At 34.3% G+C, this 15,773-nt stretch carries 13 protein-coding genes; 12 read left to right on the forward strand and 1 reads right to left on the reverse strand.

What is annotated here, in order from left to right; all coding sequences use genetic code 11:
• Positions 1-6 precede the first annotated feature (6 nt).
• From HQN62_RS09145 to flxY, 12 genes are read left to right on the forward strand one after another with little or no spacing between them, the layout of a single operon-like run.
• On the forward strand, positions 7-1,071 hold the full coding sequence (locus HQN62_RS09145; RefSeq protein ID WP_173504117.1) for a beta-ketoacyl synthase chain length factor: 1,065 nt from the start codon (positions 7-9) through the stop codon (positions 1,069-1,071).
• Positions 1,068-1,841 (forward strand): polysaccharide deacetylase family protein, encoded by a 774-nt coding sequence (locus HQN62_RS09150; protein ID WP_254454511.1) that lies wholly within the window; start codon positions 1,068-1,070, stop codon positions 1,839-1,841. Before HQN62_RS09145 ends, HQN62_RS09150 begins: the two co-directional genes overlap by 4 nt.
• A complete protein-coding gene (lolA2, locus tag HQN62_RS09155) occupies positions 1,831-2,466 on the forward strand; it encodes a flexirubin biosynthesis/transport protein LolA2 (protein WP_173504118.1) in 636 nt (211 codons plus the stop codon). Before HQN62_RS09150 ends, lolA2 begins: the two co-directional genes overlap by 11 nt.
• Entirely contained in the window at positions 2,444-3,079 is a 636-nt protein-coding gene (lolB2, locus tag HQN62_RS09160) for a flexirubin biosynthesis protein LolB2 (RefSeq protein WP_254454512.1), read from the forward strand. Before lolA2 ends, lolB2 begins: the two co-directional genes overlap by 23 nt.
• A 5-nt stretch (positions 3,080-3,084) precedes the next feature.
• A complete protein-coding gene (locus HQN62_RS09165) occupies positions 3,085-3,690 on the forward strand; it encodes an outer membrane beta-barrel protein (protein WP_173504120.1) in 606 nt (201 codons plus the stop codon).
• A gap of 4 nt (positions 3,691-3,694) precedes the next feature.
• Positions 3,695-4,066, forward strand: coding sequence for an ApeI family dehydratase (locus HQN62_RS09170; protein ID WP_116795486.1), 372 nt, complete (start codon positions 3,695-3,697; stop codon positions 4,064-4,066).
• A gap of 34 nt (positions 4,067-4,100) precedes the next feature.
• On the forward strand, positions 4,101-4,583 hold the full coding sequence (locus HQN62_RS09175) for a hypothetical protein (protein WP_173504121.1): 483 nt from the start codon (positions 4,101-4,103) through the stop codon (positions 4,581-4,583).
• A gap of 16 nt (positions 4,584-4,599) precedes the next feature.
• On the forward strand, positions 4,600-5,781 hold the full coding sequence (locus HQN62_RS09180; protein WP_173504122.1) for a DUF2062 domain-containing protein: 1,182 nt from the start codon (positions 4,600-4,602) through the stop codon (positions 5,779-5,781).
• A gap of 4 nt (positions 5,782-5,785) precedes the next feature.
• Complete coding sequence (locus HQN62_RS09185) at positions 5,786-9,475, forward strand: MMPL family transporter (protein WP_173504123.1); 3,690 nt, start codon at positions 5,786-5,788, stop codon at positions 9,473-9,475.
• Between the two features lie 2 nt (positions 9,476-9,477).
• Positions 9,478-10,995, forward strand: coding sequence for a phytoene desaturase family protein (locus HQN62_RS09190; protein ID WP_173505546.1), 1,518 nt, complete (start codon positions 9,478-9,480; stop codon positions 10,993-10,995).
• 16 nt (positions 10,996-11,011) lie between these two features.
• Complete coding sequence (locus HQN62_RS09195; protein ID WP_173504124.1) at positions 11,012-12,679, forward strand: C45 family autoproteolytic acyltransferase/hydrolase; 1,668 nt, start codon at positions 11,012-11,014, stop codon at positions 12,677-12,679.
• Positions 12,679-13,977: a flexirubin biosynthesis putative acyl-CoA ligase FlxY gene (gene flxY / locus HQN62_RS09200; protein ID WP_173504125.1), complete on the forward strand. Its 1,299-nt coding sequence runs from the start codon at positions 12,679-12,681 to the stop codon at positions 13,975-13,977. The genes HQN62_RS09195 and flxY overlap by 1 nt, the downstream gene beginning before the upstream one ends.
• Positions 13,978-14,150: 173 nt before the next feature.
• On the opposite strand, the gene HQN62_RS09205 is transcribed toward flxY, so the two are convergent.
• Positions 14,151-15,578 carry a membrane dipeptidase gene (locus HQN62_RS09205; RefSeq protein WP_173504126.1) on the reverse strand — a complete coding sequence of 476 codons (1,428 nt, stop codon included), beginning with the start codon at positions 15,576-15,578 and terminating at the stop codon, positions 14,151-14,153.
• Between the last annotated feature and the right edge of the window lie 195 nt (positions 15,579-15,773).

Raw genomic sequence — 15,773 nt, forward strand, 5'->3', positions numbered from 1 at the left:
CAACGTATGAAAAAGACATATATCAATGGATTAGGTTGTATTTCGGTTCAAAAAACGTTCGACACTGTTTTTTTGGAAGAAGCAGAATTAAACGAAAATGATACTATTTTACCATTAAAAACACCTGTTTACAAAGATTTTATACCTCCAGTTGCCATCAGAAGAATGGCAAAAGGAGTCAAAAATGGTATTGTGGCTTCTGCTCTTGCTCTTAGAGAAGCAAAGTTGGAAACCGTTGACGCAATAATTACAGGAACGGGAATGGGATGCATTGAAGACTCTGAGAAGTTTTTGAAAGCCATATTGGATAATGACGAACAATTTTTGACTCCCACTTCTTTTATTCAATCGACGCACAATACGGTTGGAGGTCAAATTGCTTTGGGATTGCAATGCAAAGCCTATAATCTGACGTATGTAAATGGTTCTGTTTCTTTTGAATCTGCTCTTTTTGACGCCAAAATGATGATTGAAGAAGAAGAAGCTTCAAGCATATTGGTTGGAGGAATTGATGAAACTGCCGATTATACCATGTCATTGTTTAAATTGGCAGGATTTATAAAGAAAGAAAATCAAGGACCATATTCGATTTTAGGGTCTACTACAAAAGGAGTCGTTTTTGGTGAAGGAGCCACTTTTTTTGCTTTAGAAAACGAAATAAGAGAGAATACAATTGCCGAAATTTTGGATGTAGAAATCCTTAATAAATTGAATGTGTCGGAAGTTGAAAATAAAATCCTTGCTTTTCTTGCTGCCAATAGTTTAGAAATTACCGATATTGATGCAGTTTTGCTGGGTTATAATGGAGATGTGGATTCTGACTTATATTATAAAAATCTGTCTAATACAACTTTTGTAAACACACCACAAGTATATTACAAGCATTTGAGTGGGGAGTACGATACGGCTTCGGCATTTGGGTTATGGGTTGGATCCAAAATTATCCAAACTCAAAATATTCCTGATATTATAAAGCTAAATGCGTTGGATAAACAATCCTATAAAACAATTCTTTTGTACAATCAACGCAACGGAATTGATCATAGTTTCACTTTAATCTCGAGCTGTTGAAACATAAAATAGTAAATGCTTTTTTTGTTTTGGTTTTAATGCTGCTCGTTATGGTAAGTTTTTTTGCAGTGGTAGAAATCAAGTATTTTGCGCTTGTCGCTTGTCTTTGGTTATTGATTGTGTTTTGGGGTTCTACGTTTATTGCTTCCAATTATCATGTCAAAACCTACTGCAGCAATCCATTCGAAACCGAAAAAAAAATTGCTCTTACCTTTGATGATGGTCCGAATGAAATGACGTTGTTGGTTTTGGATGTTTTGAGAAAATACAACGCTAAGGCCACTTTTTTTTGCGTTGGAAAAAATATAGAAGTACATCCTAATATTTTAAAGAAGATAATAGATGAAGGACATATCGTAGGAAATCATTCCTATAGTCATTCGCCTTTTTTTGATTTTTACAGAAAAAATCAAGTGATTACCGAAATTAGACAAACCGATGCTTTGATTGAATCTGTTTTAGGAAAAAAGCCAACGCTTTTCAGACCGCCTTATGGTGTTACGAATCCTTCCATTCGTAGAGCACTATCAGTTACGAAGCACAAGACGGTCGGTTGGAATATTAGATCTTTGGATGGAGTTGTCAAAAATGAAGAATTTCTTTTGAATCGAATTATAAAAAGAATTAAACCTGGAGGAATCGTACTTTTGCACGATACATCGATTCAAACGGTAAATGTGTTAGAACAATTGCTATCGTTTTTAAAAACCAATAATTATACCGTTGTTCCTTTAGAAGAACTTCTGAATATAAAAGCTTATGAAGACTAAAATTTTTCTATTACTGATTTTTTTGAATATTTCCATTTTTAAATCTTTGGCTCAAGAACAAAAAATGAGCGAAAGTGAAATTGCTGCATTCAAACAATCTGTTGCGGTAGTGTCCACGAAAATCAAGACTTTGAGTACTGATTTTGTGCAATACAAACATCTTGATTTCCTGTCAAAAGATATTGAAACTTCTGGTAAAATGGTTTTCAAAGAACCTAATTCATTGCTCTGGCAGTACAAAAAACCATACAGTTATTCGATTGTTTTTAAAAACGGAAAAATACTGATTAATGATGAAGGAAAGAAAAGTGCTGTAGATATTGGAAACAGCAAATTATTTGGAAAAATCAACAGACTGATTGTGGGAAGCGTGAGTGGCGATTTATTTGATGATAAGGAGTTTTCTATTTCGTATTTTAAAAACAAAGATCAAAATATTACCAAGTTTATTCCAAAAGATGCGACGCTCAAAAAATACATCAAGCAAATTGAATTGACTTTTGACAAAGAAGATGCTACGGTTGTTCAGGTCAAATTATTGGAATCATCTGCAGATTTTACCCGAATTGTATTAAAAAACAAAGTAATCAATGGCAAAGTCGATGAAGCTTCTTTTACGAATTAGCAGTATTCTGGTACTTGTTTTATCATCCTGTTCAGCTAATAAAGTGGTACAAGATTATAAAAGTGCACCTTTAGAAAAAACGTCTTTGGAAGTCCCTTATTTTTCAAATCCCGCAATGGATTATGTTTACAAAGCAAACATTACAGTTTATGGTAATGAGCTAACGGGTATCTTTATTGCCAAGAAAATAAATGATACCACGCATAGAGTGGTGTTTACTACCGAATTTGGAAATAAACTAATGGATTTTGAAATTTCAGAGACTGATTTCAAAGTCAATTTCATTCAGGAAGAACTGGACAGAAAAATAGTGATTAACACTTTGATCAACGATTTTAGATTGCTTTTGCGAAGTCATTACACCATAAGCGAACAGTTTGAGAATAACGAAAATAATGTTTATAAGGCATTAGATAAAGACAAAATGAATTATCTATTCGTTTCAAAAACAACAAATAAAATAAATAGAGTTGTACATGCGTCTAAAAGAAAAGAAATAATAAACCTCATTTATACTTCAGAAAACGATATTTTTGCTGAGAAGATTGTTATTCAGCATCAAAACATAAAATTAAAAATAGAACTGAATTATTTTAACCAACAAGCCAATTAACCATTATGAATAAAAGAACTAAAGGAATACTGATTTTACTTTTTTTGTTTTTTGGAATAGTACAAACACGTGCTCAGGTGAGTTTTAGACCCGGATTTAGAGGAGGAGCCAATTTTAGTCATTTCACGAAAGGAAGTAATTATTATGCAGATCCTTATGCCCCTGCTTATCCAAGCGTTTCAACTGTCGATTATTCAACTAAAACGGACTTTTATATTGGCTTTTATGGCACTTTGAAACTGTCCAAATATTATTCTTTGCAACCGGAAATTGATTATTCATCGCAAGGTTCAAATTATAGATCGGGAACCAACAATGAAATTACTTTGGATGTTGATTATTTATCTTTTGAAGTTCTGAATAAATTTACTTTTAACGATAGATTCAATATGCATTTTGGCCCAACCCTTGATTTTGTAACAAGTACAAACTTCAATACGGATGCGAATGTTGATATGGCTTTTGTTTTGGGAATGGGAATTAATTTAACACGCAATTTTGGAATTGAAGGAAGAGTTAAAAAAGGAATAATTCCTGTTGTTGATTTTAATGATAACCATACTAATGTGGTCTTTTCGATAGGTGGAACTTATACTTTTGATGTAAAATAAAGCTATGTTATTAAAAGATTTTTATAAAATAATTTCATTGGAAAATACTGTCGATTCTAAATATAAGGCAGTGATTTCAATCAATGAGCAGCACGATGTTTTTAAAGGACATTTTCCTGGAAACCCGATAATGCCGGGTGTTTGTATGATGCAAATTATAAAAGAGCTGACGGAGCAAATTACTGGCAGTTCTTTGTTTATGCAATCATTATCCAATGTGAAATTTATGGCATTGATTAATCCGTTTCAAACCCCAGAATTACTTTTGGAATTGGATATTACCACAACAGAGGATAATTTGGTTAAAGTTAAAAATGTGAGCTATTTTGATGAAACCATTGCTTTGAAATTGAGCAGTGTTTACAGAAAAGTTTAGATTAAAAACGTATTAATTTTTTAATTTTACCTAAATGAAAACTATCTTTTTAGCCTTTTTTTTATTCCTTTTCAGTAGTCCTTCCATTATTGAAATTAGAAAATTGTATGCTGGCGCCAATAACTCGGAAAGTAATGCCAAAGAGTTTGCTGCAAAGTTGAATGGGGTAAGCAAAGAGGATAGTAAAACTCTGGTTGCCTACAAAGGCGCTTCATTGGCAATTCTTTCAAAACTGGAAAAGAAAGTATCGGACAAGTCCAAAAAATTCAAGGAAGGTTCGAGTTTAATTGAGTATGCTGTGGCAAATGAACCCAACGCTATAGAAATAAGGATGATTAGATTGAGTATTCAGGAAAATGTTCCAAAGATTGTTAATTATAGAGGAAATAAAAAAGAAGACGCAACCTTTTTATTGGATCATTATAAAGAGCAAACTGGGGCTTTGAGAACCTATATTGGTGATTTTATTGTACAGTCAAAAAGTTTTACAACTGCCGAGAAACAATCAATCAAATAGTTAAAGAATCGAGTAAATGAATACTAGCTTTCCCGAAATGGTAGGTTTTGAAAAATACAAAGTTTGTGTTATTGTGCCCACGTACAATAATCACAAGACTTTAAAACGAGTTTTGGATTCGGTTTTGCAATATACTTCCAATGTTATTGTGGTCAATGATGGCTCTACAGACAGTACCACTCAGATTCTGGAAACCTACTCTGATTTGGTTCAAATTCACCATTCCAAAAACAGCGGAAAAGGAATGGCGATACGCAATGGCTTCAAAAAGGCATTGGAATTAAATTACAATTATGCGATTACCATAGATTCTGACGGACAACATTTCGCCTCAGACATTCCTAGCTTTATTGAGACTCTAGAAACGAATGAAGATGAGCTCTTGATAGGCTGCCGAAATATGACCCAGGAAAATGTGCCTAAAAAAAGCAGTTTTGGAAATAAATTTTCTAATTTTTGGTTTTGGTTTGAAACGGGAAATAGGCTCGCAGATACCCAATCGGGTTTTAGAATGTACCCTTTACGAAAAATTCCGAGGCGCTATTTTACCAATAAATTTGAGTTTGAAATTGAAGTTATTGTTCGGTCGGCTTGGAAAGGTATTCCGGTAAGGAACATTCCGGTTCAGGTTTTGTACGATCCTGCTGAAAGGGTTTCTCATTTTAGGCCTTTCAAAGATTTTACCCGAATCAGTATTCTAAACACCGTTTTGGTTACCATTGCTATAGTTTATATCAAGCCGAGAGATTTTTTTCTGAAACTAAAAAAAAAAGGACTTAAGAAATTTTTCCTTGAAAACATATTAGAAAGCAGTGATTCGAATGCCAAAAAAGCATTTTCAATCGCGCTCGGGGTTTTTATCGGGATTTGTCCTTTTTGGGGATTTCAAACCATTCTTGTCTTGTCTTTGGCGGTTTTGCTGAAGCTGAATAAAGCCATTGCTTTTACCTTTTCCAATATCAGCTTTCCACCTTTCATTCCGTTTATTATTTATGGTTCGCTAAAAATTGGCAGTTTTTTTGTTACTAGCGATAAATCTTTGATTTTGAATTCGGATATGACTTTTGTCGATATCCAAAAAAACATAGCCCAATATGTTGTCGGAAGTTTTATTTTAGCGACTTTTATGGCTATTCTATTTGGTCTTACGAGTTATTTGCTTCTCGCTTGGGTAGATAATTTAAAAAACAAAAAGTAGCAGCATGCACAATTATCTATTCGATTTATATTCATTCATGACTAAGAGAAAGTTCCTTTCTGCAGGTATAGTAATTGCTATAGCTTTGTTTTTAGGTTTCTTTGCTTCCCAAATAACGTTTCAGGAAAATATAAATCAGTTAATCCCGTCCAACGATAAATCTGGAGTGACTTCAAAAGTATTGGAGCAGGTTAATTTTGCCGATAAAATCACCATCATTATTTCGACAATAGACAATGGTTCCCCCGAGAATCTGACGGAATATGCCAATGCCTTTATCGATAGTTTGGATGGTAGTTGCAAACCGTTTGTGGCAAAGGTACAAGGCAAGATTGAAGAAGAAAACATCCAGGAAACCTTTGATTTTGTGTATGCCAATCTGCCACTTTTTTTGGATCAAAAGGATTATGAGCAAATTCAGAATAAATTACAGAAAGACAGTATCGCCAATAGCGTTGCCTCCGATTACAAATCCATAATTTCTCCAGCGGGATTGGTTTCCAAAGATTTTATTCTTCGGGATCCGCTTGGAATTTCGTTTATTGCCTTGAAGAAATTGCAACAACTGAGTGTTGGCGATGATTTTGAGATTCAAAATGGGTTCCTATTAAGCAAAGACAAAAAGAATTTATTGCTTTTTGTGACGCCTAAATTGCAAACCAATGAAACGGACAAGAATACCACTTTTATTCATAATTTGGAGAAAATCAGAGTAGATTTGAATGTACAGTTCAAAGGAAAAGTGGAAATGACTTATTTTGGAGCGACACCAGTTGCGGTTGCCAACGCGACCCAAATCAAATCCGATGTGAAAAATACTTCTATTTTTGCCGGAGTTACGTTGGTTTTAATTTTGGCTTTTTTCTATAGAAACCTGTCAACCCCGATAATTATTTTTATTCCATCTTTGTTCGGAGCTCTTTTTGCTTTAGCAGTTTTGTATTTCTGTAAAGGGAGTATTTCGGCCATTTCTTTGGGTATTAGTTCTATTTTGTTGGGAGAAACTACTGATTATTCTATTTATGTTTTAACCCATTTGAGGAATAATAAAGATGTGAAATTACTCTACCGAGACATTACAAAGCCCTTGTTGCTTTGTGGTGTGACAACATCAATCACTTTTTTGTGCCTGTTTTTTATCAAATCAGAAGCTTTGCAGGATTTGGGAATTTTTGCGGGTTTGAGTGTGGTTTCTACATCTGTTTTCTCCTTGATTTTAATACCGATTTTGTACAAGTCGAATGGAAAATTATTCATTCCAAAGCCTAATGTTATTGATAAACTCGGCGCTTATTCCTATCATAAAAATAAATTTTTGGTTGGTTCAATGCTCTTGTTATTGGTCGTTTCGCTTTTTACCTATTCTAAGGTTACTTTCAATAATGATCTTTCGGCTTTAAATTTTATGACTCCCAAGTTAAAAATGGCCGAGAAACAGTTGGAGCATATTGCCAATGATGACTCATCAAAATCTATTTATTTGGCTACTTACGGAAAGAGTTATGAAGAAGTTGTAGCCAATAATAATCAACTTTTCAAGACATTGGAAAAGGACAAAAAAGAAAAAGGAATCTTGAATTTCAGTTCGATTGGGGGTATTGTTTTTTCGGCAGAAGTTCAAAAGCAAAAGATAGCGGAATGGAATACATTTTGGAGTTCCCAAAAAAAATCAAATCTGACGCAAGCCTTAATCAGTGAAGGAAATCAATATGGTTTTAAAACGACTACTTTTGATAGCTTTTATGAATTGTTGGATAAAAACTTTGGTCCAATATCGATTCAGGAATTCCTCAAGGTGAAATCCTTTTTCTTGGATGAGTTTATCTCCCAAAAAGACGGCTTTTATACCATTTCTACCTTGGTGAAAGTACCTAAAGTAAAAAGGGATGTCTTTGTGAATCAAATAAAAAAACAACCCAATTTAGTTGTTATCGACAGGCAACAAACGAATGAAACTTTTCTTGGAACACTAAAAACAAGTTTTGAAGATCTTGTCAATTATTCTTTTATAACCGTATTTTTTGTGTTGTTATTTGCTTTTAGAAAAATAGAATTGGCCATTATCAGCATTATCCCGATATTCATAAGTTGGATTTTTACCACCGGTCTTATGGGAATGTTTGGATTACAATTTAATGTTTTTAACATCATTGTCTGTACTTTGATCTTCGGAATAGGAGTGGACTATAGCATCTTTATGACATCGGCATTGCAAAAGGAATATACTTTTGGAAAAATCGAATTGCCAAGTTACAGAACCTCCATTTTATTATCGGTTGCAACCACAATTTTAGGAATTGGAGTGCTTATTTTTGCGAAACATCCAGCCTTGAAATCAATAGCTTTAATTGCGATTATTGGGATATTCTCGGCACTGCTGATCACCTTTATTTTACAGCCTTTAGTGTTTCACTTCTTTGTTACCAATCGGGTAAAAAAAGGAAAAGCTCCATATGAAATCAGACGATTATTGCATTCAACTTTTTCATTTGCCTATTTTGGTTTGGGAGGCTTTTTATATTCGATAGTGAGCGGAATTCTGATGAAAATCATGCCTTTTCCAAAAAAATCAAAACTGAGAGTTTTTCATTATATCTTATCTAAGTTTATGAAATCGGTTTTGATGAGCTATCCATCGATAAGACGAAAAATTATAAATAAATCCAATGAAAAATTTGATAAGCCAGCGGTAATTATAGCCAATCATAGTTCATTCCTTGATATTTTGGCAGTAGGATTGTTGAGTCCCAAAATCATTTTTTTGGTAAGTGATTGGGTTTATAATTCACCTGTTTTTGGAAAAGGAGTTCGTTTGGCGGGTTTTTATCCGGTTTCAAGCGGAATGGATAACGGAGTAGAGCATTTGCGGGCCAAGGTTGAACAAGGATTTTCCATTATGGTTTTTCCCGAAGGAACGCGATCTGAGGATAATTCGATAAAGCGTTTCCATAAAGGAGCTTTTTATTTGGCGGAGCAATTGCATTTGGACATTGTTCCAATTCTTATTCATGGCTATTCCGAGGTTTGTCCAAAAGGGGATTTTATACTCAATGGAGGAAATACTACTGTGACTATTTTGGACCGAATTTCACATGATAATTCAGTTTTTGGAAACAATTTAGCAGAACGGACAAAAAAAATAAGTACTTTCTTTAAACTAGAATATAAAAAGATACGTTTGAATTCAGAAGGTCCTGATTATTTCAAGGCAAAGTTGATGAACAGTTATGCGTTCAAGGAAGAGCAAGTTATATTAGCCATAAAAGGAAATTTAGAAAAATATTTAGATTTATACTATAGCTTGAATAAATGGATTGACTCTAAAGCCAGAATTCTACATTTTGCTAATGATTTTGGACAGTTGGATATGCTTTTGGCTTTGCAGGAACCGCAGAGAAAAATTGAATCCGTAATCGTTTTGGATGAAAACAGAGCGGTTGCCCAAACAAATTACATCGTAAAGAAAAGAAAGATTCAGTATTTAAATCCAATTAAACCGATTGTTCCAAATAAATATGATGTTATTTTGATTTCGGATAAAAACGCCTCAAATAATTTGGAAGCAATTTGTAATTTGGCTACAACCATCATTTTGTTAAATGCTGAAAATCTAAAAGACAGCGTATTGAATTTTGGATTTGATATTACTTTTGATAATGAAAAACTGATTGTTCTAAAAAAGAAGATACAATGAAAATGAAAAAACACTATGATGTAGTCGTAATAGGAAGCGGTTTGGGTGGACTCGTTTCGGCTGTCATTTTGGCCAAAGAAGGTTATAGTGTTTGTGTGTTGGAGAAAAACAATCAATACGGAGGGAATTTGCAGACTTTTGTGCGTGATAAAACCATTTTTGATACAGGAATTCATTACATAGGAGGATTGAACGAGGGGCAAAATCTGCATCAGTATTTCAAGTATATCGGAATTATGGATGGACTGAATCTCAAGAAAATGGATGAAGATGGATATGATATGATTTCTTTCGAGGATCATGAGCAAGAATTTCCACATGCACAAGGATATGATAATTTTAAAAAACAGCTAACCCAATTTTTTCCTGAAGAAAGAGAAGCCATTGAAAAATATTGTGAAGCAATAGTAAATACTTGTGATCGATTTCCACTTTATAATTTAAGATCGGAAGGAAAATATGACAATGATATTTTAGCTATAAATGCTAAAGAGTTCATCGATGGATTGACTGAAAATAAAATTTTGCGGGCAGTTTTTGCGGGCAGTAATTTTTTATATGCAGGAATGGGAGACAAATCTCCTTTTTATGTCCACGCATTGACGGTGAACACCTATATGCAAAGTGCTTGGCGTTGTATTAATGGCGGAAGCCAAATAACCAAACAGTTAATAAAAGAACTGAAAAAATACGGAGGCATAGCTTTTAAATACAAAGAAGTTTTTGAGTTAAGTGTTGAAGATAACGCTATTACAAAAGCCAAAATGAAGGACGGATTAAGTGTTTCTGCCCAATATTTTATTTCTAATATTGAGCCCAAAACCACTTTGAAAATGGCTGGGGAAGATCACTTCAGGAAAGCTTTTGTCAATAGAGTTTCCAGTTTGGAGGGCGGTGTTTCAGCTTTTAGTCTGTACATTGTTTTTAAACCTAAGACTTTCAAATACCTGAACCGAAATTATTACCACTTCAAAAACAGTGACGATGTTTGGACCGCTCAGGATTATACTGAGGAAACTTGGCCAAAGGCGTTTTTGGCTTCTATGAATGCCACAAAAAAGGAAGATGGTTGGGCTGAAGGGATGACTTTTATTGCTTACATGAAATTCTCAGATGTAGAGGCTTGGAAAGATACTTTCAACACGATTGCTGAGGAAAATGAAAGGGGAGAAAGTTATGAAGCTTTCAAAGCGCGTAAAACAAAACGTTTTCTGGAAGAAATTGAGAAAAAGTTTCCCGGAATTAAGGAGTGCATAAAATCGGTACATACATCGACACCACTGTCTTATAGGGATTATATCGGCGGCCATAATGGAAATATGTATGGTTATGAGAAAGATTCCAATAACCCAATGAAAACATTTATTCCCTCAAAAACAAAGCTGGATAATCTTTATCTGACTGGGCAAAGCATTAACATGCACGGGGTCTTAGGCGTAACGATAGGCGCTGTTGTTACTTGTTCGGAGATTTTGGGCAGAGAATATTTAGTCAATAAAATTAATCAAAATACGGATTGATGATAAATTGAGGTGTATGAAGAAACATATTCGACATATTGTTTTCATCGTTTTAGCTTTTGTGGTCGTATCTTGCGGTACTTCAAAATCTATGCACCATCAACCAGAAATAACAAGTTTTAACAACACCATTCCTGTTGTTACAAAACAATCCAATACCACTTTTTGCACTGGGAATAATTTTTTGCTAAAAAACAAACAAAATTTTTGGGAACTTTATGTTGAAGGCGATCCATTGGAACGAGGTTTGGCAATCGGAAGTTTGACAGATTCTTTGCTAAAAAAGCAAGAGTATGTTTTTTTTGATAGAGTAGATGTTTTGATTCCATCCAATTTTAAGAGGAATGTGATGATGCGCTTTTTAAATTGGTATAATCGAAAATTATACTTGAATGTTGATAATGAGTATCAAACCGAAATTTATGGACTTTCGCAATATGCGCCAAAAGATTTAAGTTATATAGCACCCAGTTTTTTAAGAGATATGTATTTGCATGGTGCTCATGATATAGGTCATGCCGTTCAGGATTTGGCTTTGGTAGGATGCACCTCTTTTGCGGCTTGGGGAAACAAAACGGAAGATGGGAACTTAATACTTGGTCGAAATTTTGATTTTTATGCTGGCGACGCTTTCGCAAAAGACAAAATAATTGCCTTTATCAATCCAAAAGAAGGATATCCATTCATGATGGTAACCTGGCCGGGAATGATAGGCGTTTGCTCAGGAATGAATGCAGAAGGGTTGACACTGACAATCAATGCCAGTAAGTCTAAAATTCCGTTGATTGCCAAAACACCTATTTCTATATTGACACGGGAGATATTGCAATATGCAAGAACTATTGATGAAGCAATTGAAATAGCTAAAACGAAAAAAGTATTTGTATCCGAGTCGATTATGGTAGGAAGTGCCAATGATAATAAAGCTGTTTTGATAGAAATCGCACCCGATAATTTAGGGGTTTTTGAAGTTTCAAATGGTAATCAGTTGGTTAGTTCCAATCATTTTCAAAGTGATGCTTTAAAAGAAAACGATCGAAATAAAGAACAAATTAAAAACAGCCATTCTCAATATCGTTTTGATCGAATGACTCAATTATTGGATGAAAATCCAAAAATAACACCTCAAATAGCTGTTGATATACTCCGAAACAAAGAGGGATTAAATAATTTACCTTTGGGATATGGGAACGATAAAGCGTTAAACCATTTATTAGCTCATCACGGAATTGTGTTTCAACCCTCGAAACGATTGGTTTGGGTATCGGCAAGTCCCTATCAATTGGGTGAATTTGTCTGTTATGATTTGAATGCCATTTTTAAAAACAGAAAAGTAAATGACAGTATAGTTTCGTTAGAAGATGAAAAACGAAATATTGCCGCTGACCCATTTCTGAAAACAGTTGCCTATCAAAACTATGAAAGTTTTCGGATTGAGGATAAAAAAATGGATCTCTTATTAAAAAATAAAGAGGATTTACCTACGGATTTTATTGAATATTATCAATCTTTAAACCCAGATTATTGGGTTGTTTATTATAAAGTAGGATTGTACTTTTATCAAAATAAAAAATACGTTTTGGCTCAAGAACAATTTGAAAAAGCATTGACCAAAGAAATTAGTACCCTTCCTGAAAAAGAGGAGATTACCAACTATTTAAAGAAAATTAAAAGAAAACGATAATGATTCCAAAGATAGAAATTGCCACTACAGCCGAAATAAAATCGTTTCAGGAAGATAAATTGGTAGAACTTTTGCGCTATGTGAATGCCAATTCCCCTTTTTACCGTTCCCTTTTTACTAAAAAAAATATTGATATTGCCAATATAAAAACAATTGAGGATTTGACTCAGTTGCCGGTTACCACCAAAGAAGATTTGCAAAAACACAATGATTATTTTTTATGTGTTCCTGCGAATAAAATTATTGATTATGCTACCACTTCCGGGACTTTGGGAGATCCAGTAACTTTTGGGTTAACCGACAGTGATTTGGACAGACTGGCTTATAACGAAGCCATTTCGTTTGATTGTGCCGGTATAAAAGAAGGTGATATTGTGCAGTTGATGACTACAATTGATCGCCGTTTTATGGCAGGATTGGCTTATTTCTTGGGTCTCCGAAAGATGAAAGTTGGTGTTATTCGTGTTGGTGCCGGAATTCCGGAACTGCAATGGGATTCCATTTTAAAATACAAACCGACCTATTTAATTACGGTTCCTTCCTTTTTGCTAAAAATGATTGAATATGCCGAAAACCATAACATTGATTTCAATAATTCCAGTGTTAAAGGTGCTATTTGTATTGGTGAATCACTTAGGAATCAAGATTTCACGATGAATGCGCTGTCCAAAAAAATATCGGATAAATGGAAAATAAAGTTGTTTTCTACTTATGCTTCGACCGAAATGAGTACCGCCTTTACCGAATGTCAACACGGAGTAGGTGGGCATCATCATCCCGAATTGATTATTGTGGAAGTGTTGGATGAAAATAATAATCCCGTAAAAAATGGTGAGTCAGGGGAATTAACTTTTACCACTTTAGGGATTGAAGCTATGCCTTTGGTTCGTTTCAAAACGGGTGATATTGTTCAGTTGCACACTGATCCTTGCCTGTGTGGACGAAACACGTTGCGGGTTGGCCCCGTTATCGGAAGAAAACAGCATATGATAAAATACAAGGGAACGACTTTGTACCCACCTGCAATGCACGATGTTTTGAATGATTTTGATACTATAGAAAGTTACATCATTGAGATTGGAACTAATGATTTGGGAACAGATGAGATTCTGATCAAGATTGCGGTAAAAGATCCCACACCAATTTTTCTGCAGGAATTAAAAGATCATTTTAGAGCCAAATTGCGCGTCACTCCAAAAATTGAATTCACTACGAATGAAGTTCTAAGACCTATTATTTTCAACCCCATGAGCAGAAAACCGATTCATTTTTTTGATAATAGGAAGAGTGTTGTTTAAGAGTTTTTTTTGGAATAATTGCAAAAATGCAAAATACTTCACTTTAGCCCCGGTAGCAGTGGAAATCCTTTTGTGCCGGTGTTCGGTACAAAAGATTGCAACGAATAGCGGGACCCATGCCTGCTAAAAAAAGCCAAATCTTTCTGCTCCAAAAAATTATAACAGAATTTAGGTTAATGGTAGTTTTTCTGTATAAACTGATACGTATTAATACCCATTATGCGGTCAACGATTTCTTCGGGATCAATACGGTTATGACTTTGGGTTAAATTGTTTGGGAAGTCTTTCCTGTAGTTATGGGCTTGTATTAAGAGGTAATCCGAAAGAGTAGGGTAGTTTTCTACTGTCCAATATCCGTTGAGAGGATTAATCATTCCATCAAAATCACTGCCGAGACTTTGAATTCCCCAAGCAAAAAGACCTTTGGAGTCCAATAATTCGGCAATATGTTGTATTTGCCTCCAAATTAAAACGGATGAATGAAATAAAACTTTTCGTCTTTCCATCCCATGAGATTTTTTTAATTCCTTATCTCCCGGTGCTACGATGCGTCTTTCGTCGAGTTGTATGCCAAACAAACCATTGGTTTCAGCTATCTTGATTATTTCATCATCATAAAAATTAATATCTTCCTGCAGAAATAAATGTTTGTCTTTTTCATTGCCAATTACAGCACCATGACTGACAATTATAGGGATGTTTTCATTTTTATATTTTGTTTCCAATAACTTAAAATATTCAAGGCGTGATTTCCTGCTCATGTGTTTGATGTCAATTAGGATTCTTTTGTTATTGGAGTTGTCGAGCAATTTTTCAAGGACAACAAGACCTAATGGGGTAAATCCTTCGTTCATACCATAGCTTTGGTCTGTAGCTTTTTTTACAATTCCTGTTAGACTTTTGGCATGGCCACATAATTCGTTGTAAAAGTGATGCGTCAGGGTGATAAATACAGGACGATGTTCCCAGTTTTTGACTTTATCTACATTGGCAAGAACCTGTTTTGGGTCGGTAGGATTCGTTTTTGGTTTTATTCCTGTTCCAAATGCATGAGCGCCTTCAATAGTGATGAATACGGCTATTGAGCTTACTTTTTTATTATTTATAGCATCTTGATTCAGAATTGCGTCTAGATGACTTGCACTTTTTGCAAGTGTATATTGATAGTTTGCCCGATCCGCAAGCGTAACTGTTTTGCCGTCTAACTGTTTTAGGTAATTGTATTCATTTTCAAGATCAATAAAATAATCGGTAATAGACTGAATATAATCAATTCTGCTTTTACCTACTGACGTTATAAAATTCAAGAGCATATCGTTGAAGTCTCCCGTTTTTAGCTTGTTGTCAAAGAAACTCCGCTCCATTGGATATAATGAGACAAATACAATTCCAGTGTTACCAAAACCCATAGCCGAAAAATTGCTCTGCCGGTATTTTACAATTCCTCCTAAAAGATCAATAAGTTTTTCAAAAAGATTAGGAGGATCATAATACCAAATGGAACTGTTAGATAATGGATTTTGACTATTTTCTTTTGATGGAAAGCTATGTCCATAGGACTTCATGGTGGGATGACTGTGAATGTCTGCAAAGTATTTCATGGCTTTACTATTTAAGAATTTATCCTGTTGATAGTTTTTTGCTTTTATACCAATTTTTTTTGTAAATATTAATTAAATGTAGTTATTATTTTCATATGTTCGTAATGTTATTCTTTAATAATGAAGCAATTATGATTTACAGGTACGGTTGTTAGGAGTGAATAACATATAAAGGGACAACTTTTAATTCGCTAC

It is taken from the genome of Flavobacterium sp. M31R6 (assembly GCF_013284035.1).
In the GTDB taxonomy this organism is placed as follows: Bacteria; Bacteroidota; Bacteroidia; order Flavobacteriales; family Flavobacteriaceae; genus Flavobacterium.

Coding starts and splice junctions, on each gene's coding strand:
- HQN62_RS09180 (WP_173504122.1), top strand. CDS start 4,600: ATGAATACTAGCTTTCCCGAAATGGTAGGTTTTGAAAAATACAAAGTT.
- HQN62_RS09145 (WP_173504117.1), top strand. CDS start 7: ATGAAAAAGACATATATCAATGGATTAGGTTGTATTTCGGTTCAAAAA.
- HQN62_RS09165 (WP_173504120.1), top strand. CDS start 3,085: ATGAATAAAAGAACTAAAGGAATACTGATTTTACTTTTTTTGTTTTTT.
- lolA2 (WP_173504118.1), top strand. CDS start 1,831: ATGAAGACTAAAATTTTTCTATTACTGATTTTTTTGAATATTTCCATT.
- HQN62_RS09175 (WP_173504121.1), top strand. CDS start 4,101: ATGAAAACTATCTTTTTAGCCTTTTTTTTATTCCTTTTCAGTAGTCCT.
- lolB2 (WP_254454512.1), top strand. CDS start 2,444: ATGAAGCTTCTTTTACGAATTAGCAGTATTCTGGTACTTGTTTTATCA.
- HQN62_RS09185 (WP_173504123.1), top strand. CDS start 5,786: ATGCACAATTATCTATTCGATTTATATTCATTCATGACTAAGAGAAAG.
- flxY (WP_173504125.1), top strand. CDS start 12,679: ATGATTCCAAAGATAGAAATTGCCACTACAGCCGAAATAAAATCGTTT.
- HQN62_RS09205 (WP_173504126.1), bottom strand. CDS start 15,578: ATGAAATACTTTGCAGACATTCACAGTCATCCCACCATGAAGTCCTAT.
- HQN62_RS09190 (WP_173505546.1), top strand. CDS start 9,478: ATGAAAAAACACTATGATGTAGTCGTAATAGGAAGCGGTTTGGGTGGA.
- HQN62_RS09195 (WP_173504124.1), top strand. CDS start 11,012: ATGAAGAAACATATTCGACATATTGTTTTCATCGTTTTAGCTTTTGTG.
- HQN62_RS09170 (WP_116795486.1), top strand. CDS start 3,695: ATGTTATTAAAAGATTTTTATAAAATAATTTCATTGGAAAATACTGTC.